Source organism: Micromonospora narathiwatensis (genome assembly GCF_900089605.1).
Lineage (GTDB): Bacteria > Actinomycetota > Actinomycetes > Mycobacteriales > Micromonosporaceae > Micromonospora > Micromonospora narathiwatensis.
The window spans coordinates 493,239-511,597 of the sequence record NZ_LT594324.1 but is presented as its reverse complement, the minus strand read 5'-3'; the positions used below and the strand labels follow the sequence as shown (position 1 = coordinate 511,597).

The following is an 18,359-nucleotide window of genomic DNA, read 5'->3' as shown; positions in this document are numbered from 1 at the left end:
GCCGTCGGGTCAGTACGACCGGCCCGCCCGGCCGGCCGCGTCGGTCTGCCGGGGCAGCCCGGCCCGGCGGATGTCCAGCGGCACCGCCACGGTCAGCAGGCTGCCGTCGCGGACCACCGACGTGGGCCGGCCCAGCCGGCTCACGGTGCGCAACATCGGCGTGTTCCCGGCCTGCACGTGCAACAGCACGACGGCGTAACCGGCCCGGTCGGCGTGCCCGAGCAGCCGCCGCAGCAGGGCCGAGCCGAGGCCTCGACGCTGCCAGTCGTCGCGGACCAGCAGCGCCGCCTCCGCCTCGTCCCCCTCGCCGAGCAGGTTCCCCATCGCCACGACGGGTTCCGCCGTCCCGGGGCCGGCCGTGGCGACGAGGGTGAGCCCCCGTTCCGGCTCCAGCAGCCGGCGCAGCCGGGCCGGTGACGGCAGGGCCGCCCCACCCAGGTACCGCCGCTGCCGGCTGCGCTCCGAACAGGTCTCGTGCAGCTGGGTCACGCCGGGCAGATCGTCGACGGTCGCCGGACGGACCAGCGCCTCGGCCGCGTCGGGCAGCACCAGGGTGACCCGGTCGGCGTCCCGGCGGGCCACGGTCGCGGCCAACTCGAGCAGGGCCTGGGCCCGGGCGTACTCGGCCGGGGTGAAGGTCGGCTCCCGCCGGTGCAGCTCGTACGAGCCGCCGGACGCGTCGGCCAGCAGCATCGTCGTGGCGCCCACCCCGCCGAGCGGGCCGGCCGGCGTCGGCCGCCAGGTGACATCGTCGGCGCCGAGCAGGGCACGCAGCGCCTCGCCCGTCGCGTCCGGGTCGCGGACCAGCCGGGTGGCCAGGCCGAGGACCCGGGTGGGCTGGTCGGCCAGACCTCGCGCCTCGCTGCGTGCGACCCAGCACTCCCGGCCCCGGCCCCGCTCGACGGCCGCCCGCAGGTCCGCCTCGGTGAGCTGGTCGGGCGCGTCGACGAGGAAGTCGTCGACCGCTCCCACCTCGGTGGTGTGCACCTGCACGGTGAGGATGTTGACCCCGCGCAACGCGAGACTCGCGGTGAGCACCGACAGGTAGCCCGGTCGGTCGTCCACGGTGGCCCGGATCCGCCACAGCGCCATGATTCGCTCCCTTCCCCGGTGAACACCCTGCCGGCCGCCTGTTGCGCGGCCGTTGCGCACGGGTGAAACGGTGGGACAGGTCAGGTGATGGTGGTCACGGGCGGGGCGCCGACCAGGTCCAGCCGGTCGCCGAGGATCACCGCGCTCGCCCGGACGAGCTGCGCGAGCCGGTCCACCTCGATGGAGTGGAACGCGGCGGCGGTGAGGGGCACGGTGTGGTCCCGCGCCACCACCAGCACCAGGCCGGCGCGACCGAACGGCGCGACCGCGTAGTGGTGCCCGTCCGGGCCGAGCATCGCCCGGGCCCGCAGCGGGGTCACCTCCGGCAGCCGGGGCGGGACCGGGGCCCGCCAGCTCGCGTGCCCGACGGTGGCCACGCCCGCGCCGTGCCGGGAGGCCCAGTCCAGGGGTACGACCGCGGCCACCGCCCAGTCCGCGGCGAGCAGCCCGGGCACCGCGTCGACCAGGGTGGCCACCCCGTCGGCCGGGTTCGCGGCGATCTGGGCGAGCAGTTCGGCGTCCTGCCCCGCCGTGGTGGGCGTGCCGATCGCCCGCCACACCCCGTCCACCCGTACGCCGGGGATGGCGGCCAGGCCGGCCAGCAGCCGTTCCACCCGCGCGGCGCCCGGCCACACCACGGTGAAGTCGTCCACCGCCCGGCCGCCGAGCCGCTCCAGCACCACCACCTGGACGATGTCGGCGCCGGCCACGCCGAGTGTCCGGGCCACCTGGCCGAGCGTGCCGGGCCGGTCCGGCAGGGTCACCCGAACTCTCAGCAACATCTCCGATCCCTTCGCTCGGCGGGCCGGCCGGGCGTCCGGCAGGCTGGGCACCAGCCTGCCGGTTGACCATTTCGCCCCTGTTGCAGGGGCATGTCCCATCGGGAAAATCCAACCTTGACAAGAAGGTTGAGCTGCCATCAACTAACCGGATGACCGATCCGGCCGTCGATCCAGCACGGAATCCGACCGGTCCGGCTCCCCGCGGGCTCGACCTCGACCGGCTCGCCGCGTACCTGGCCGCGCACCTGCCCGAGTTGGCCACCGGGCCGCTCTCCGCGCGGCTGATCGCCGGGGGCAAGTCCAACCTGACGTACCTGCTGCGCGGCGGCGACCGCGAGGTGGTGCTGCGCCGGCCGCCGCTCGGGCACGTGCTGGCCACCGCGCACGACATGGCCCGCGAGCACCGGGTGATCTCCGCGCTGGCGCCCACCGAGGTGCCGGTGCCCGGCGCGCTGCTGCTCTGCCCCGACGACGAGGTGATCGGCGCACCGTTCTACCTGATGGAGCGGGTCGACGGCGTGGTCTACCGGAGCCGGTCGCAGACCGACCCGCTCACCGACGGGCAGCGGCGCGACCTGGCGCTGGCGATGATGGACAGCCTCGCCGCGCTGCACCTGGTCGAGCCGGCCGCGGTCGGGCTGGCCGACTTCGGCCGCCCCGACGGCTACCTGGCCCGGCAGGTCCGCCGCTGGGCCGGCCAGCTCGACCGGTCCCGCAGCCGCCCGCTGCCCGGCATCGACGAGCTGCGCGACGCGCTCGCCGGCAGCGTGCCGGAGGGCGCGAACGCCGGCCGCATCGTGCACGGCGACTACCGGCTGGACAATCTCCTCGCCTCGGTCGACCCGGTCGCCGTCCGGGCGGTGCTCGACTGGGAGATGGCCACCCTCGGCGACCCCCTCGCCGACCTCGGGCTGCTGCTGACGTACTGGGACGTGCTGGGTGACAGCGACGCGGCCGAGGGCAACCCGGTCGCCGACGGCCTCGGCCCGAGGGCCGGCTTCCCCACCGGCGCCGAGCTGATCGACCGGTACGCGGGCCGCAGCGACGTCGACGTCGGCCCGCTGCACTGGCACGTGGCGCTCGGCTGCTTCAAGCTCGCGGTGATCTGCGAGGGCATCCACTACCGGCACACCCTCGGGCAGACGCTCGGCGGGGGCTTCGACCGGATCGGCGAGCTGGTGGCACCGCTGGTCGAGCACGGTCTGCACGCGGTCAGGGAGAACTGATGGACTTCGCGTACGACGCCCGGACGGTCGAGCTGCGCGAGCGGCTGGCCGCCTTCCTCGCCGAGTGCGTCTACCCGGCCGAGCCGGTGCACGCCGCGCAGGTGGCCGGCGCCGGCGACCCGTGGGCCCGGCCGCCGGTGCTGGACGAGCTGAAGGCCGAGGCCCGTTCGCGTGGCCTGTGGAACCTGTTCCTCCCCGACCCCCGCTACGGCGCCGGGCTGACCAACCTCCAGTACGCCCCGCTCGCCGAGCTGACCGGGCGCAGCCCGCACCTGGCGCCGGAGGCGCTGAACTGTGCCGCCCCGGACACCGGCAACATGGAGCTGCTCGCCGAGTTCGGCTCCGCGGCGCAGCGGGAACGCTGGCTCATGCCCCTGCTGGCGGGCGAGATCCGCTCCGCGTTCTGCATGACCGAGCCGGAGGTGGCCTCCTCCGACGCCACCAACATCGCGACCCGGATCATCCGCGACGGCGACTCGTACGTGGTCGACGGCCGCAAGTGGTGGTCGTCCGGGGCGATGGACCCGCGCTGCGAGATCTTCATCGTGATGGGCAAGACCGATCCGGGTGCCGAGCGGCACCGGCAGCAGAGCATGATCCTGGTTCCCCGGGACACGCCGGGCGTCACGGTACGCCGGGGCATGACCGTCTTCGGCTACTCCGACGCCCCGCACGGCGGGCACGCCGAGATCGACTTCACCGGCGTCCGGGTGCCGGCGGAGAACCTGGTCGGGGTCGAGGGCGGTGGCTTCGCGATCGCCCAGGCCCGGCTCGGCCCGGGCCGGATCCACCACTGCATGCGGCTGATCGGGATGGCCGAGCGCGCCCTGGAGCTGCTCTGCCGGCGGGCCCTGGACCGGGTCGCGTTCGGCCGGCCGCTCGCCGAGCAGGGCGTGGTGCGGGAGTGGATCGCCGAGTCGCGGGTGCGCATCGAGCAGTCCCGGCTGCTGGTGCTCAAGACCGCCTGGCTGATGGACACCGTCGGCAACAGGGGCGCGCACACCGAGATCCAGGCGATCAAGATCGCCACGCCGGCGATGGCGGAGTGGGTGATCGACAAGGCCATCCAGGGGTACGGCGGGGCCGGCGTCAGCCAGGACACCCCGCTGGCCGCCCTGTGGGCCCAGGCCCGCACCCTCCGCCTGGCCGACGGCCCCGACGAGGTCCACCGCGCGTCCCTGGCCAGAGCCGAACTCCGCCGCTGGTCCTGACCCGCCCCGCCCCGGCGGCGGGCGGGCAGCCGGGGCGGGGGTCAGGCGGAGGCGCGGTGGATGAGCTCGGTTTCGAGGACGACCTGTGGGCTGGGGACCTCGTCGCCGCGGATGCGGGAGACCAGGAGGCGGGCCATCTGGCGGCCCATCTCCTCGACCGGCTGGAAGACGGTGGTCAGCGGCGGCTCGGACTGCCGGGCGATGGGGGCGTCGTCGAAGCCGATCACGGCCACGTCCTCGGGCACCCGGCGGCCGGCCTCCCGCAGCGTACGCAGGGCGCCGAAGGCCATCAGGTCGGAGGCGACGAAGACGGCGTCGAGGTCGGGGCAGATCTCCAGCAGCCGCCGCATGCAGGCGGCACCGGCACCCTCGCTGAAGTCCCCGTACGCGATCAGTTCCGGTTTGACGTCGTCGCCGGCCGCCCGGACCGCCTCCTTGTAGCCGGTCAACCGGGCCAGGCCGGCGCCCATGTCCTGCGTACCGGCGATGGTGGCGATCCGCCGCCGGCCCCGCGCGAACAGATACTCCACCGCCTGCCGGGCGCCGCCGACGTTGTCGACGTCGACGAACCAGGCGGGCTGGGCGTCCGGGAGCAGCATCCGGGCCGGCCGGCCGCCGAGCACGGTCGGCAGGCCACGCTCCTCCAGCAGGGTGGGCAGCGGGTCGGCGTCGTGCAGGGAGAGCAGCAGCACGCCGTCGACGTGCTGGTTGGTCAGGTGGTGTTCGACCCGCTCCCGCTCGATCGGCGACTGCACCATGGCCAGCCAGAGCTGCATCGGTGTCTCCAGCAGCCCGGAGCTGACGCCCCGGACGATGGCCGCGAAGAACGGCTCGGTGAAGACCCGTTCCCCCGACTCGGAGACCACCAGGGCCACGGAGTCCGTCCGCTGGGTCACCAGTGCCCGGGCGGCGCGGTTGGGCACGTACCCCAACTCGGCGATCGCCGCCTGGACGGCGGCCCGGGCCTCCGGGCTGACCTGGGGCGAGCCGTTGACCACGCGGGATACCGTGCCGCGCCCCACGCCGGCGCGGGCGGCGACCGCGTCGAGGGTCGGGCGCCCGAGCGACCGCGTGCGCTGCGTTGTCATCTCTGCTCCTCCGACGTCGGACCGGCCCGGCACCTGCTACGGCGTCGGTGCCGGGCCGTCCGTAACTGCTGGCCCAGCCTATTGTGCGGCCAGGCCGTTGCGTCGGATCACCTCGGCGTACCAGCTGGCGCTCGACTTGGGGATTCGGGCCTGGCTGTCATAGTCGACGTAAACCATGCCGAAACGCTTGGTATAACCCCAGGCCCATTCAAAATTGTCCATCAGCGACCAGGCGAAGTATCCCTGCAGCGGCACCCCGGCGCTGATCGCGGCGTGCGCGGCGCGCAGGTGCGCGTCGAAGTACGCCAGCCGGTCCGGGTCGTCGACCCGGCCGTCGATCACCGCGTCGACGAACGCGGAGCCGTTCTCGGTGACGTAGAGCGGCAGTTCCGTGTAGTCCCGGTGGACGCGTTCCAGGGTCTCCAACAGGCCGGGAGCGTCGATCTCCCAGTCCATGTCGGTCACCGGCACGCCCCGGGCGACGAACCGGACGTCCTCGCTGCCCGGCCAGCACGACGGCGCCCGCCAGTAGCGTTCCGGCTCCTCCCGCTCGACCGGCGCGGCGACCACGTACCGGCTGTAGTAGTTGATGCCCACCGTGTCGAGCGGGGTCGAGATGACCGCCAGGTCGCCGTCGCGGACGTGCCCGAAGTCGGTGACCTGACGCAGGTCGGCCTGCAGGTCCGCCGGATACGCCCCGCGCAGCACCGGGTCGAGGAAAAACCGGTTGGCCAGTCCGTCGATACGGCGGGCGGCGTCCGCGTCCGCCGGCGAGTCGGTCGACGGGGTGACCGGGTAGAGGTTGACCGTGATGCCGAGCCGCGCCTGCGGCCGGGCCGCCCGCATCGCCTGCACGGCCAGCCCGTGGCCGAGCATGAGGTGGTGCCCGGCCCGCACCGCGTCGCCCCCGTCGGAGCGGCCCGGCGCGTGCACCCCGGAGCCGTAGCCGAGGAAGGCCGAGCACCACGGCTCGTTCAGGGTGGTGAAGTGTCGTACCCGGTCGCCGAGGGCGTCGGCGACGAGCTGCGCGTAGTCGGCGAACCGGCCGGCGGTGTCCCGGGCCGGCCAGCCGCCGGCGTCCTCCAGCGGCTGGGGCAGGTCCCAGTGGTAGAGGGTCACCCACGGCTCGATGTCGTGGGCCAGCAGCTCGTCGACCAGTCGCCGGTAGAAGTCCAGCCCCTCGGCGTTGGCCGGCCCGGTCCCGCCCGGCTGGATCCGGGGCCAGGAGACCGAGAACCGGTAGGCCTTCAGCCCCAGGTCGGCCATCAGCCGCACGTCCTCGGACATCCGGTGGTAGTGGTCGCAGGCCACGTCGCCGGTGTGCCCGGCCACCGTCCGGCCCTCGGTGTGGCTGAAGGTGTCCCAGATCGACGGGGTACGGCCGCCCTCGGTCGCCGCGCCCTCGATCTGGTACGCGGCGGTCGCCGCGCCCCAGCGGAAGCCGGGCGGGAAGGTGAGCTCCGGCCCCTGGTCGAGGAGACCGACGGCGGGCGGGCTGGCTGGGTTGCTCACGACTTGACGGCGCCTTCCATGATTCCGCCGATGATCTGGCGGCCGAACAGGACGAACACGATGAACAGGGGCAGGGTCGCGATCAACGTACCGGCGAAGATCTGCGAGTTGTCCGCGAAGTAGGCGGTGTTCAGGCTACGCAGGGAGATCTGGACGGTCGGGTTGGCCGGGTCGGCCAGCACCACGAAGGGCCAGAAGAACTGGTTCCACTGGTCCATGAAGGTGAGCAGGCCGAGCACCGCGGCGGCGGGCCGCAGGGCCGGCGCCACCACGTGCCAGTACACCCCCCAGGTCGAGCAGCCGTCGACCCGGGCCGCCTCGATCAACTCGTTCGGGACGGCCTGCTCGGCGTACTGGCGCATCATGAAGATGCCGAAGCCGCCGATCAGGAACGGCACGGTCACCGAGGGCATGGTGTTCAGCCATTCGAGCTTCGCCATCAGGATGTACAGCGGCAGCACGCCGAGCTGGATGGGCACCATCATCGAGGCCAGGATGATCAGCAGCAGCGCGTTCTTGCCCCGGAAGCGGAGCTTGGCGAAGGCGAATCCCGCCAGGGAGCCGAAGAAGACCGTGGCCACGGTGATCGTGCCGGAGACCAGGAACGAGTTCAGCAGGCCCTTGACGATGTTGGCGTCGCCGTTGTCGAGCACCCGCTGGATGTTCTCGCCGAGATTGCCGCCGGGCAGGAACGGCGGCGGCCAGGAGTTGGCCGCGTCGTTGGTACGCGAGGCGATCACGATCATCCAGTAGAACGGGAAGAGCGACAGGATCACCCCGAGGATCAGCCCGACCATGGTCAGCGGGCTGGCCCGCCAGAGCCGCGCCGCCTGGTGGCTGGCGCGCACCGGGGCCGATGGCCGGGCGGGGGGGCGGTGCGTGGTGGTCGTCATCTCGTCACCTCACTTGTCTGAGCTGATGCGACGGGCCAGCAGGTAGTTCACCGTCGACATCAGCGCGATGAGCAGGAAGAGCACGAGCGCGACCGCGCCGGCGTAGCCCCACCGGAAGCGTTGGTTCATCACGTCGAGCAGATACATCGTGATGGTCTGGTACTGGCCCTCCGAGCCGCCGGAGATGCCGCCGGCGCCGCTGGTGAACAGCAGCGGCTCGGTGAAGAGCTGCAACCCGCCGATGGTCGAGATGATCAGCGTGAAGATGATCGTCGGGCGGAGCTGCGGGACGGTGATCGACCAGAACTGGCGGCGGCGGGAGGCACCGTCCAGTGCCGCCGCCTCGTACATGTCCTTGCTGATGGACTGCATGGCGGCCAGATAGATCAGGGCGTTGTAGCCGACCCACCGCCAGTCGACCATGGTCGAGATGGCGAACCAGGAGGCGTACCGGTTGGCCCGCCAGTCGATCTTGTCCAGGCCGACGGTGTCGAGCAACCAGTTGATCAGGCCGAATTCCCTCGCGTAGATCATCGAGAAGACGAGCGCGACCACCGCGGTCGAGGTGATGATCGGCATCGCGATGGCCATCCGGAAGAAGGTCTGTCCGCGCAGCTTCCGGTTCAACGCGTTGGCCAGCATCAGCGCCAGCAACAGCTGCGGCACGGTGGAGAGCACGAACATGCCGAAGGTGTTGACGACGGCGTTCCAGAACTTCGGGTCATCGGTGATCAGCTCGACGAAGTTGTCGAGGCCGACGAAGGAGATCGTCGGGTTCAGCGGCGACCGGTCGGTCAGCGCGATCCAGACCGTGTACACGATCGGGTACAGGCTGAACACCGCGAAGATCACGAAGAACGGCAGGACGTAGAGGTAGGGCGAGTACTTCAGGTCCAGCCGGGTGAGTGAGGCGCGGCGACGGTGTACGGGGCGGCCGGCGCTGGCCGGTCCCCGTCCGGGAGGCGCCGGGGCGTGCAGGTCGAGGCTCATGGGGAGTCCTTCTCCTCGGCCGGCGCCACCCGCCCACACGGGCGGCGCCGGGCTCTCCGGGCACCGCGGGTGGCGCCGACAGCCAGGGCTGTCGACGCCACCCGCGGCCGGGGCGGCCGGATCACTTGCCGGCGGCCTCACCGTTCTTCAGCGCGGCCTGCCACTGCTCCTCGGCGGACTTGCCCTGCTCGATGGCGCGCAGGGTGTTCTCCACCTCGGTGCGGACGGCGTTGTTCTTCGGGCCGAGGTAGACCGGCTTCAGCGAGGTGGCGCCGGCGGCGAAGATGGTGCCGGTCGGGGCGTTGCTGAAATAGTCGTTGCTCGCGGCGGCGACGGCCGGGTCGGACAGGGCCTGCGGCGAGGAGGGCAGGTTGCCGACCTTCTTGAACGCCTCGACCTGACCCTTGGCGCTGGTCAGGAACTTGGCCAGCTCAGCGGCCTCCTTGGGGTGCTTGCTCGACTTCGGCACGGCCAGCCAGGAGCCGCCCCAGTTGCCGCCGTTGCCGGGGGCCTTGGCGATGTCCCACTTGCCGGCCGCCGAGTCACCGGCGTTGCCCTTGATCACACCGGTCATCCAGGCCGGGCAGGCGATGGTGGCGAAGGTGCCGTTCTTGAAACCGGCGTTCCACTCGTTGGAGAACGACTGGAGGTTGTTCGACAGCCCCGCCGCGATCATCTTGGTGGTGAGGTCGTACGCCGCCTTGATGTCCGGGTTATCGCCGATGACCAGCTTGTTGCTCTTGTCGTAGTAGGTGTAGCCGGTGCCGTCGCCCGCCTTCTGCATCAGCACCACGTTGTAGAAGTTGGTCGCCGAGTCGACGAACTTGTGCTTCTTGTCGGCGGCGGCGAACCTCTGGCCGGTGGCGATGAACTCGTCCCAGCTCGGCCAGAGGGCGGCGACCTGCTCGCGGTCGGTGGGCAGGCCGGCGGCCTTGAACAGGTCACTGCGGTAGCAGAGCGCCATCGAGCCGACGTCGGTGCCGAGGCCGAGCACCTTGCCGTCCGGCGTGGTGCCCGCCTCCCACTTCCACGGCAGGAAGTTGCCCTTCAGGTCGTTCGCGCCGTAGTCCGCGAGGTTCTGGAACTTGTCGGTCTGCGCGTAGTACTGCACGATGGTGCCCTCTTCCAGGGCCACCACGTCGCCGGCACCGGACCCGGCGGTGATCTGCTGGGTCAGCCGGGTGTTGTAGTCCCCGAGGCCGAGGCCCTTGCCCCGCTCCTGGATCTTGATGTTCGAGTGGTCCGCCTCGTACTGCTTGTAGAGCTCTTCGTAGCCGAAGCCCTGGTCGCCGAAGACGTCGACGACCAGGGTGATTGGGCCGTCACTGCTGCTGCCCGACGAGTCGTCGCCGCAGGCGGTGGCGGTGGCGAGCACCGTCACGGACGCGAGCGCGATGGCCGCGAGTCGACGACGGCGGATTGGGACGCTCATCCGAACCCCTCTTTCGGTGGTGAGGCTGTGTCGTGTGGTGGGGGGTGCCTGTCGCGCGTCTCGCCACCATCGACCTGAAGGGGGTCACCGGCGGCGACCCGGGAGCGGGCGGAGATGAGATCCAGACCACTCGCGGGAGCGCTCCCATGAGATTGCCGCCAGGTGACAGGGGTGTCAATAGACCTATGGGAGCGTTCCCAGATCGTTACCGCGCCGATCTCAGGGCGTCGGCGGCGCGATCAGCAGAAGCGGCGCAGCAGGGTGGTGGCCCGGGTGGCGTCGTAGGCGTCCGGGTCGAAGCCGGGGCCGGCCCACTCCCGCATCGCCCGGTGCTCCCGGTGGGCCGGGTCGGCGAGCGCGGCGAGCAGAACGGCGTACCCGGACGGTCCACCGACCCCCTCCGGCGGGCAGGCCCGCTCCCCGTACAGGCAGGACGGGTAGCGCTCGTCCGGGTCGGCGGTGCAGGCGTCCTCCACCACCAGGTCGTGCTCCCACCAGTCGCCGAAGTCGTAGGTGTAACGGAACCGGCTGCCCTTGCCCACCACCGCGTCCATCCGGACGTCCAGCTCGTCGCGGAGCGCCAGCTCGCCGTCCGGGTCGGGCTCGCCGTACTGCAGGCCGTCGATCTCGAACGAGTGCAGGTGGCAGTCCCGCCAGCCCATCGCGTGCTGCAACACCCGGTGCAGCCGGTCCAGGGTGTAGCCGCCCGGGACCAGCACCCGCCGCCACACCGGCGGGCGTACCCCGGCCAGGGAAACCTTCAGCTGGAAGATCTGACGCGGCATGCTGCCCCATCCTCCTCGGCACTAGGCTGCCAGCATGATCTGCCGAGCGTGCCGGGAACGACGGCACGACGACTGTCCAGGCCGGAAGTGGTGCGACTGCCAGCACCGTACCCCCGAACCGACCCCGCCGGTCACCGGTCCGGCCGGCGAATGAGCGCCGGTACGCCGATCGCGCGGATCTGGCCGACGCCCGCGACCGGGCCGCTGACCGACCCGGAGCTGGCCGCGCTCTACGGCCGCGCCGACCGGCCCCACCTGCGGATGAACTTCGTGGCCAGCGCCGACGGCGCGGTCGCCCTGGACGGCTACTCCGCCGGACTCTCCGGCGAGCCGGACAAGCGGGTCTTCGGCCTGCTGCGGATGCTCTGCGACGGGCTCGTGGTGGCCGCCGGCACGCTGCGCCATGAGGGCTACCGGGCGGTCCGGTTGGACGAGGCGCGCCGGGCCTGGCGCCGCAAGCACGGCCTGGCCGGGTATCCGACCCTGGTGGTGGTCTCCGCCTCGCTCGACCTGGACCCGGCCCAGGCGGCCTTCGCCGACGCGCCCGTCCGACCGGTGGTGCTCACCCGGGCCGCCGCGCAGCCACCACCCGGCCTGACCGAGGTGGCCGACCTGGTCCGCTGCGGCGAGGATCGGGTGGATCTCGCCGTCGGCCTGGCCGAGCTGCGCCGCCGGGGTATCGGGCAGTTGCTCTGCGAGGGCGGTCCGCAACTGTTCGGCGCGCTCACCGCCGCCGACCTGGTGGACGAGCTGTGCCTGACCGTGGCGCCGCTGCTCGCCGGGGCCGGCCCCGGCCGGATCACCGCCGGGGACGGCAGCCCGCCACGCCGGCTTCCGCTGCGCCACGTGCTCACCGCCGAGGACGGCGTACTGCTGCTCCGCTACGCCCGCGACCCGGGCGACGCGCCGCCGGGCGGTGCTGCCCCCGCGGCCTGACGTGGGTCGGCGAGGTGGCGGCATCCCGGCGGCGGGTTGTCGCCACCTCGCCGACCTGGCGCGACCGCGCCCCGGAGGCGAACCCCCGGGGCGCGGCATCGGCTGATCAGTTGACGGAGACGGCCGACCAGGCGGCGGCCACCCGGCTGTACTCGGTGCTGGTGCTGCCGTACAGGTCCTTGGCGGCGTTCAAGGTGGCGGTGCGGGCGCCGGCGTAGTTGGTCCGCGAGGTCATGTACGTGGTGAGCGCGCGGTACCAGATGGCCCCGGCCTTGGCGTTGCCGATGCCGGTCACGGTGCTGCCGTTGCAGGTCGGGCTGTTGCCGTACGACGACGAACCGCTGCCCACGGCGAGCAGGTAGAAGAAGTGGTTCGCCACGCCGGAGGAGTAGTGCACGTCGAGGCTGCCGACGGAGCTGCTCCAGCAGTCGGCCGACTTGCCGTCCTTGGAGGGCTTGTCCATGTAGCGCAGCGGGACGCCGCTGGTACGCAGCTTCTCGCCGATCAGGTAGTCGCCCGGGTCCTTCGCGTTGTTCGCGTAGAACTCGACCAGCGTGCCGAAGATGTCGCTGGTGGCCTCGTTGAGGCCACCGGACTCACCGCTGTAGACGAGGCCGGCGGTGTAGCTGGTCACGCCGTGCGTCATCTCGTGCCCGGCCACGTCCAGCGAGGTGAGCGGGTACCAGCCGGAGCTGCCGTCGCCGTAGGTCATGCAGAAGCAGGAGTCGCTCCAGAAGGCGTTGGCGTAGTTGGTGCTGTAGTGCACCCGGCTGTACGCGGCGACCCCGTTGTTGCGGATGCCGTTACGGCCGAACGTGTTCTTGTAGTAGTCCCAGGTCACCTGCGCCCCGTAGGCGGCGTCGGCGGCGGCGGTCTGCCGGTTGGACAGGGTGCCGTTGCCGAAGACGTTGTTGGTGCTGGTGACCAGGGTGCCGGTGCCGCTGGTGCCGCCGTTCAGGTCGTACGTCTTGTGCCCGCCCCGGGTGCCGTCGGTGAGCTGGTACGTGCTGCCGGACAGGGTGCTGCCGACGGTGACCGTGCCGGAGTGGTAGGTGTTGCCGGTGCCGGCGTGCACGCCCTCCCACTTGTCGCGGACCTTGCCGGTGGTGGCGTCGACCAGCACGTGCAGCTCGCTCGGGGTGGCGTCGGCGTACACACCGCCGACGACGACCTCGTAGGCGAGCGCGGTACCGGTCGCGGTGGCGTCGTAGACGAGCTGGCTGCCGTCGACCCGGCGGTTGGTGGCGGTGGAGGCGGCGAGCGCGGTACGGGCGGCGGCCGCGGCGCCGACCCGGGCCTTGGCCCCCCGCGTCGGGGCCGCGCCGAGCGTCTGGCTGGCGCCCCGCCAGGTGTCGCCCTTGCCCAGGTGCACGACGGTGTCGCCACCGAGGACGGGCAGGCCGTCCTGGTAGCGGTGGAGCCGGACGTGCTCGGTGCCGTCCGCGTCGGTCTGCACGTTCTTCAGCGTGAACGTCTGGCCGTCGGCGACGAGGCCGCTGCCCGAGCGGGCCTTGAGCTGGGCGACCGCGCGGGTGAACGCGTCGCCGGAGACGGGGGCGGCGGAGGCGGTGGCCGGCAGGGTGCCGGCGGCGGCCAGCAGGGCGGCCGTGGCCAGCCCGCCGAGGAGAGTGGTACGACGCATGAAGTCCCTACTTTCACTAGGACTGCCGATCGGGGGGGTTGCCGACCGGCGGGCGCCCGCCGGTGTACGACGGGCTGGCCGCAGCCGGCGCGGGTGGCCGGACACGACGGCGCACGAGACATCGATGCGGGGAAGATCCTCGATGCGCTGTTGCACATTCTCGCGTCACGGGACCCCAATCTGTCACGACCCGCGACCAAGATTTTTTCCACGACTTCCTGGCGGGCGGCGACGCCCGTGGCGGCCTCGGCGTCGCCGGACGAGGTGGAGCCGGGGGTGTCCCGCCCGGCTCCACCCCGTCACTACCGCGTCAGGTGCACGACCCGCAGCGCCGGCGCGGCGAGGTTGGACTCCTCGCAGAACCGGCTCGGCACCCACCGGCCGGCCGAGAACATCGCCGTCTGGTCGGCGTAGTACGGCGAGGTCGGGTCGGCCGACTGCGACGACGCCAGCAGCGTGGTGACGTTCGGGCAGCCGCTCCCGTCGAACGCCACCACCTGGATGTACGTGCTGCCGGTGGCCACCTCGACGTTGCCCGCCAGCGGATGCCAGACCGGGTGGACCACGTTCAGGATCCCCATCTGCCACGATCCGCCGGGCAACGGGATCCGCTGGTCGCCCCGGGTCACCGTCTGGTGATCGGCGAGCCGGGCGTCCAGCGGGATGCCCGCCGCGCGCAACTCCGCGACGGCGTCACCGAACGCCCGCTGCACGTCGGCCCGGCCGGTGTCGAGCGTGTTCGGCGTGGTCAGCGGCGCTTGCGGATCGAACGGCACCCGCCACGGCAGGGAGGCGGGCACCGGGGCGCTCGGCACCAGCTTCATGACGAACCGCTCGAAGAGCAGCGAGCCGCGGCTGTCCAGCGAGTAGGTGCGGTCCCAGGTGCTCAGCGCGCCACAGGCCCCGGTGACGTCGACCGGTCCGCCGGCCGAGGGCGCCAGCCCGCCGGGGAACGCGGCGCACATCCGGGCGGTGTCCGCCGCCGCCAGTTCGGCGACCCGGCTCCGGTTGGCGAAAAGCATCTGCCGCATCGACGCGGCGGTGAAGCCGCCCTCCGCCAGCCCCTCCTCGACGCTGAGGATCGACTCCCGGGTACGCGGCGTGCGCTCGGTGTAGGCGTCGCCGAGGATCCGCTGGTATCCGGTGATCGGCGCGTGCGGGTTGGACAACCACGGGCTCTGGTTGGAGTTGGTCACGTAGTCCCGGCGTACCAGCCGCTGCATCCGGGACGGCCCGAGCAGCCCCGGCTCGACCGAGTCGGCGTCGGCTCCCCAGGCGCAGGTCGAGTCGGCACCGTTGAGCAGCGCCAGCCCGGCGGTGTGGAACAGGTACTGCCCGAGCGGCGTGGCGCAGCGCTGCGCGAGCGCGTCGGTGACGTGCGGGACCACCTGGATGTCGGCGTACAGCGCGTTGCCGGACCGGTCGACCGCCAGGGTGTTGAAGATCGGCAGACCCTGGGTACGGGAGAGCGCGTCGACGACGCCCGCCGTGTCCTGCGCGGTGGCGAGGCCGAACGAGGTGTTCATCAGCCGCATGTTGGTGGCGTTGGCGTCCCGTACGGCGTAGGCCGAGGTGGTGGTCCACGGCAGGTCCATCGACGCCGCGTTGCTCGTCACCGGTCCGAAGCGGGTCGCGTAGAGCGTCCGGGTGACCACGGCCAACCTGCCGTCCGGCTGCCTGGCCGGGACCGACACGGTCGTCCGGATCATCCGCTCCTTCTTCCCGTCCACCAGGTAGGAGGTCGGGTCGCCGGGGGCGAGCTTGAGTTCGTACAGGCCGAACGTCACCGGCGCGGCCCAGGTGTGCGTCCACGCGATCTTGTCGTTGAAGCCGATGGAGAGGAACGGCGTGCCGAGCAGGCCGGCGCCGGCGGCGTTCAACTTGCCGGGCACGGTCAGGTGCGCCTGCCAGAACCGGTTGACGCCGTGCCAGATGAAGTGCGGATTGCCGAGCAGAATGCTGTTGTCGCGCGCCGCGCCTTCCGCGCCGATCGCGATCCCGTTGCTGCCCGGCGAGTTCTCCCCGAAACGCTCCCCGAGACCGGCCCGGAAACGGGCCGCGGTGTCGGCGTTCGCGGCCAGGCCACTGGTCGCGGTGGCCGGCTTGGCGTTGACGATGCCGTCCACCATGCTGCCCGTGCCGGCATATGTCGCCATGGCGTGGAGCATGTGCCACACGTCTGTTTCGGTGATGGGGGTGACCCATTGACCGCCGCGGCAGGTCGGGTCACCGATCCCGGCCGCGCCGCCGACGTCACGCAGATAGCGGTTGTAGCCCTCGACGTAGCCCGCGACCATGTCGCGGACCTCCCGCTGCGGCCCCCTCGGCGCCGGCTGGGCCACCAGGCTCCACACCACTCCCGAGCTGTTGACCTGCTGGAAGTACAGGTCACTGGCGAGGTTGGTGGTCGCCGAGGAGACGGTGACGTCGCCGGAGCCACCGGGCCCGAAGAAGCGCGAGCGCTGGGCGCGCACGGTGGTGTACGAGTTGGCGAGGACGCAGATGTTGTCCTTCGCCACCGCATATCCGTAGCCGTATCCGAGACCGCTGAACCCGTCGGCGATGATGTGCGGAATTCCGTGCTCGGTGTATCGGATGGTCGCCGTGGTGCTCGTACCGGAAACAGACGATTCAGCTGGAGCGGCCGACGTGCTGGTCGACGGCACGGCCACCAATACGGAAACGGCAACCAAACCGCGCAGTAACTGACGACTCCGACGCATTGCCCGCCACCTTCCACATGAGACGACACAACAGAACCCGGCAGCTTAGTGCGCAATCACTTCGGATACCAGACCGTCAATGGCTGGGCGGCGGGGCGATATTGCGCCGGGGCGGGCGGGAAACGCCGGGCGGGCCGCGTACCCAGGGTGGCCGGTCGACCCCGTTGCGTACGGCCGGCCGGCTGACCGCGTGGTGTCCGCCGCGTCGCGTGGCAACCTGTCGCATCCCTCGGGCAGGATGCTCCTCGTGCGCCGCGACCGAGACGACCAGCCGACCGGAGACCGCCGATGACCGACGACCCGCTCGACGGCCCGGGCGACGGGGTCGGCCGGGTGCTCGGCACCGCCGACGCCACCCCACTCAGCTTCTGGACGGCCGTCTCCCCCGGCAGCTACCTCCAGCTCGACGACGTGGTGGTCACCCGGCGCGAGCTGCCCGACCGCGAGCCGGTGACGATCGCCGGCGTGGTCACCCAGGTCCGCGCCCGGCACGAGGGGGCGCAGTTCGACTCCGACGTCTTCGCCATCGCCGACGGCACCCTGCCCGCCCAGGTGCAGGAGGCCGCCGAGGTCACCACCACCCGGGTCGACCCGGAGCTGTACGTCCCGCCCACCCCGGGCGCGGTCGTGCACCGGGCCGAGGGCGACGCCCGGGCCCGCGCGCTGCACTTCGACCGGATGGAGCGGCGCATCCCGATGGGCATGGGCCGCGACGGCGTACCGGTCTACCTCAACGCCGACTTCCTCGACGGCACCCGGGGCGCGCACGTCTCCATCTCCGGCATCTCCGGGGTGGCCACCAAGACCAGCTTCGCCACGTTCCTGCTCTACTCGGTCTTCCGCTCCGGGGTGCTCGGCGGCGACGCGGTCAACGCCAAGGCGCTGATCTTCAACGTCAAGGGCGAGGACCTGCTCTTCCTCGACCATCCCAACGCCCGGCTCGACGACACCACCCGCGCCGGGTACGCGCAGCTCGGGCTGGCCGCCGGCGCCTTCCCCGACGTACGGGTCTACGCGCCGCCCCGGGTCGGCGACTCCTCCGGCACACCGGACGTGAGCAGCCGGCTCACCGGCGTGGACAGCTTCTACTGGACGCTGAGCGAATTCTGCGCCGACCGGCTGCTGCCGTACGTCTTCGCCGACGCCGACGACGAGCGCCAGCAGTACACGATGGTGGTCCACTCGGTCGCCGCCCACCTGGCCCGGTACGCCCAGCCCGCCGACGGCGGGGTGAGCGTCGACGGCGTCCGGCTCGGGTCGTACGCCGACCTGGTCGACCACATCGTCGAGCAGCTCAACGACGACGAGACCCGGGGCGACTGGGCGGGCAGCGCGGTCGGCCTGGGCACCGTCAACGCGTTCGCCCGCCGGTTGATCGGCAGCAAGAAGGACCTGGGCCGGCTGATCCGGGGCGATCTGGCCGTCCGCCGCCCGCACTCGATCAACACCTCGGAGAGCGCCCAGGTCACCGTGGTCGACCTGCACAACCTGCCGGACCGGGCGCAGCGCTTCGTGGTCGGCGTGACGCTCAAGAGCGAGTTCGAGCGCAAGGAGAAGGCCGGCACCGCCAAGCCGCTGCTCTTCGTCGTCCTCGACGAGCTCAACAAGTACGCCCCGCGCGAGGGCTCCTCCCCGATCAAGGAGGTGCTGCTCGACATCGCCGAGCGGGGCCGCTCGCTCGGGGTGATCCTGGTCGGCGCGCAGCAGACCGCCAGCGAGGTGGAACGGCGGATCGTCACCAACTCGGCGATCCGGGTGGTCGGCCGGCTCGACCCGGCCGAGGCGTCCCGCCCGGAATACGGCTTCCTCCCGCCGGCCCAACGGCAGCGGGCGCTGCTGGCCAAGCCGGGCACCATGTTCGTCAACCAGCCGGACATCCCCGTGCCGCTCTGCCTGGAGTTTCCCTTCCCGGCCTGGGCGACCCGGGTCTCCGAGGCCGGCCGGGCGCCCTCGGAGACGCTGCGCTCGATCACCCAGGCGGCCGACCCGTTCGCGGTGGTCGGCTCCGGCGGCGCCGACGACGACATCCCGTTCTAGGGGGCGGTGA

Annotated in this window: 14 protein-coding genes; 4 read left to right on the top strand and 10 right to left on the bottom strand. The window is 72.0% G+C overall.

Going from position 1 to position 18,359, the window contains the following annotated elements; all coding sequences use genetic code 11:
• Positions 1-9 precede the first annotated feature (9 nt).
• Together GA0070621_RS02270 and GA0070621_RS02265 are read right to left on the bottom strand one after the other, a co-directional pair.
• Entirely contained in the window at positions 10-1,092 is a 1,083-nt protein-coding gene (locus tag GA0070621_RS02270) for a GNAT family N-acetyltransferase (RefSeq protein ID WP_091191183.1), read from the bottom strand.
• An 80-nt stretch (positions 1,093-1,172) separates the two neighbouring features.
• On the bottom strand, positions 1,173-1,874 hold the full coding sequence (locus GA0070621_RS02265) for an ACT domain-containing protein (protein ID WP_091191182.1): 702 nt from the start codon (positions 1,872-1,874) through the stop codon (positions 1,173-1,175).
• Between the two features lie 149 nt (positions 1,875-2,023).
• On the opposite strand from GA0070621_RS02265, the gene GA0070621_RS02260 reads away from it, so the two are divergent.
• Both GA0070621_RS02260 and GA0070621_RS02255 read left to right on the top strand, forming a co-directional pair.
• Positions 2,024-3,100 carry a phosphotransferase family protein gene (locus GA0070621_RS02260; protein ID WP_091191180.1) on the top strand — a complete coding sequence of 359 codons (1,077 nt, stop codon included), beginning with the start codon at positions 2,024-2,026 and terminating at the stop codon, positions 3,098-3,100.
• Positions 3,100-4,311 (top strand): acyl-CoA dehydrogenase family protein, encoded by a 1,212-nt coding sequence (locus GA0070621_RS02255; RefSeq protein ID WP_091191178.1) that lies wholly within the window; start codon positions 3,100-3,102, stop codon positions 4,309-4,311. Before GA0070621_RS02260 ends, GA0070621_RS02255 begins: the two co-directional genes overlap by 1 nt.
• Positions 4,312-4,352: 41 nt before the next feature.
• Here the strand turns inward: GA0070621_RS02255 and GA0070621_RS02250 are convergent, their stop codons facing one another.
• The 6 genes from GA0070621_RS02250 to GA0070621_RS02225 all read right to left on the bottom strand — a co-directional run bounded on the left by GA0070621_RS02250 (position 4,353) and on the right by GA0070621_RS02225 (position 11,011).
• Positions 4,353-5,399, bottom strand: a complete 1,047-nt coding sequence (locus tag GA0070621_RS02250; RefSeq protein ID WP_091191176.1) for a LacI family DNA-binding transcriptional regulator — start codon at positions 5,397-5,399, stop codon at positions 4,353-4,355.
• 78 nt (positions 5,400-5,477) lie between these two features.
• Positions 5,478-6,911 (bottom strand): GH1 family beta-glucosidase, encoded by a 1,434-nt coding sequence (locus GA0070621_RS02245; RefSeq protein ID WP_091191174.1) that lies wholly within the window; start codon positions 6,909-6,911, stop codon positions 5,478-5,480.
• Complete coding sequence (locus GA0070621_RS02240) at positions 6,908-7,708, bottom strand: carbohydrate ABC transporter permease (RefSeq protein ID WP_197673971.1); 801 nt, start codon at positions 7,706-7,708, stop codon at positions 6,908-6,910. Before GA0070621_RS02240 ends, GA0070621_RS02245 begins: the two co-directional genes overlap by 4 nt.
• Positions 7,709-7,813: 105 nt before the next feature.
• Positions 7,814-8,794 (bottom strand): carbohydrate ABC transporter permease, encoded by a 981-nt coding sequence (locus GA0070621_RS02235; protein ID WP_091191171.1) that lies wholly within the window; start codon positions 8,792-8,794, stop codon positions 7,814-7,816.
• Positions 8,795-8,915: 121 nt separating this feature from the next.
• Positions 8,916-10,226, bottom strand: coding sequence for an ABC transporter substrate-binding protein (locus GA0070621_RS02230; RefSeq protein WP_091191169.1), 1,311 nt, complete (start codon positions 10,224-10,226; stop codon positions 8,916-8,918).
• Positions 10,227-10,465: 239 nt separating this feature from the next.
• Positions 10,466-11,011 (bottom strand): plasmid pRiA4b ORF-3 family protein, encoded by a 546-nt coding sequence (locus tag GA0070621_RS02225; protein WP_091191168.1) that lies wholly within the window; start codon positions 11,009-11,011, stop codon positions 10,466-10,468.
• 150 nt (positions 11,012-11,161) lie between these two features.
• Between GA0070621_RS02225 and GA0070621_RS02220 the strand changes: the two genes are divergently transcribed.
• Positions 11,162-11,947 carry a pyrimidine reductase family protein gene (locus GA0070621_RS02220; protein ID WP_091191166.1) on the top strand — a complete coding sequence of 262 codons (786 nt, stop codon included), beginning with the start codon at positions 11,162-11,164 and terminating at the stop codon, positions 11,945-11,947.
• A gap of 106 nt (positions 11,948-12,053) precedes the next feature.
• Here GA0070621_RS02220 and GA0070621_RS02215 read toward each other — a convergent pair whose 3' ends face one another.
• Together GA0070621_RS02215 and GA0070621_RS02210 are read right to left on the bottom strand one after the other, a co-directional pair.
• The gene (locus tag GA0070621_RS02215; RefSeq protein ID WP_091191164.1) at positions 12,054-13,589 is read right to left on the bottom strand and encodes a M4 family metallopeptidase; all 1,536 of its coding nucleotides are present in this window, start codon (positions 13,587-13,589) and stop codon (positions 12,054-12,056) included.
• Between the two features lie 302 nt (positions 13,590-13,891).
• Positions 13,892-16,153, bottom strand: coding sequence for a penicillin acylase family protein (locus tag GA0070621_RS02210; protein WP_231921116.1), 2,262 nt, complete (start codon positions 16,151-16,153; stop codon positions 13,892-13,894).
• Positions 16,154-16,600: 447 nt separating this feature from the next.
• Here GA0070621_RS02210 and GA0070621_RS02205 point away from each other — a divergent pair, with 447 nt between their 5' ends.
• A complete protein-coding gene (locus GA0070621_RS02205) occupies positions 16,601-18,349 on the top strand; it encodes an ATP-binding protein (protein WP_091191160.1) in 1,749 nt (582 codons plus the stop codon).
• The last annotated feature ends 10 nt before the right edge of the window (positions 18,350-18,359 follow it).

Coding starts and splice junctions, on each gene's coding strand:
- GA0070621_RS02255 (WP_091191178.1), top strand. CDS start 3,100: ATGGACTTCGCGTACGACGCCCGGACGGTCGAGCTGCGCGAGCGGCTG.
- GA0070621_RS02260 (WP_091191180.1), top strand. CDS start 2,024: ATGACCGATCCGGCCGTCGATCCAGCACGGAATCCGACCGGTCCGGCT.
- GA0070621_RS02220 (WP_091191166.1), top strand. CDS start 11,162: ATGAGCGCCGGTACGCCGATCGCGCGGATCTGGCCGACGCCCGCGACC.
- GA0070621_RS02230 (WP_091191169.1), bottom strand. CDS start 10,226: ATGAGCGTCCCAATCCGCCGTCGTCGACTCGCGGCCATCGCGCTCGCG.
- GA0070621_RS02225 (WP_091191168.1), bottom strand. CDS start 11,011: ATGCCGCGTCAGATCTTCCAGCTGAAGGTTTCCCTGGCCGGGGTACGC.
- GA0070621_RS02215 (WP_091191164.1), bottom strand. CDS start 13,589: ATGCGTCGTACCACTCTCCTCGGCGGGCTGGCCACGGCCGCCCTGCTG.
- GA0070621_RS02250 (WP_091191176.1), bottom strand. CDS start 5,399: ATGACAACGCAGCGCACGCGGTCGCTCGGGCGCCCGACCCTCGACGCG.
- GA0070621_RS02270 (WP_091191183.1), bottom strand. CDS start 1,092: ATGGCGCTGTGGCGGATCCGGGCCACCGTGGACGACCGACCGGGCTAC.
- GA0070621_RS02240 (WP_197673971.1), bottom strand. CDS start 7,708: ATGGTCGGGCTGATCCTCGGGGTGATCCTGTCGCTCTTCCCGTTCTAC.
- GA0070621_RS02205 (WP_091191160.1), top strand. CDS start 16,601: ATGACCGACGACCCGCTCGACGGCCCGGGCGACGGGGTCGGCCGGGTG.
- GA0070621_RS02235 (WP_091191171.1), bottom strand. CDS start 8,794: ATGAGCCTCGACCTGCACGCCCCGGCGCCTCCCGGACGGGGACCGGCC.
- GA0070621_RS02265 (WP_091191182.1), bottom strand. CDS start 1,874: ATGTTGCTGAGAGTTCGGGTGACCCTGCCGGACCGGCCCGGCACGCTC.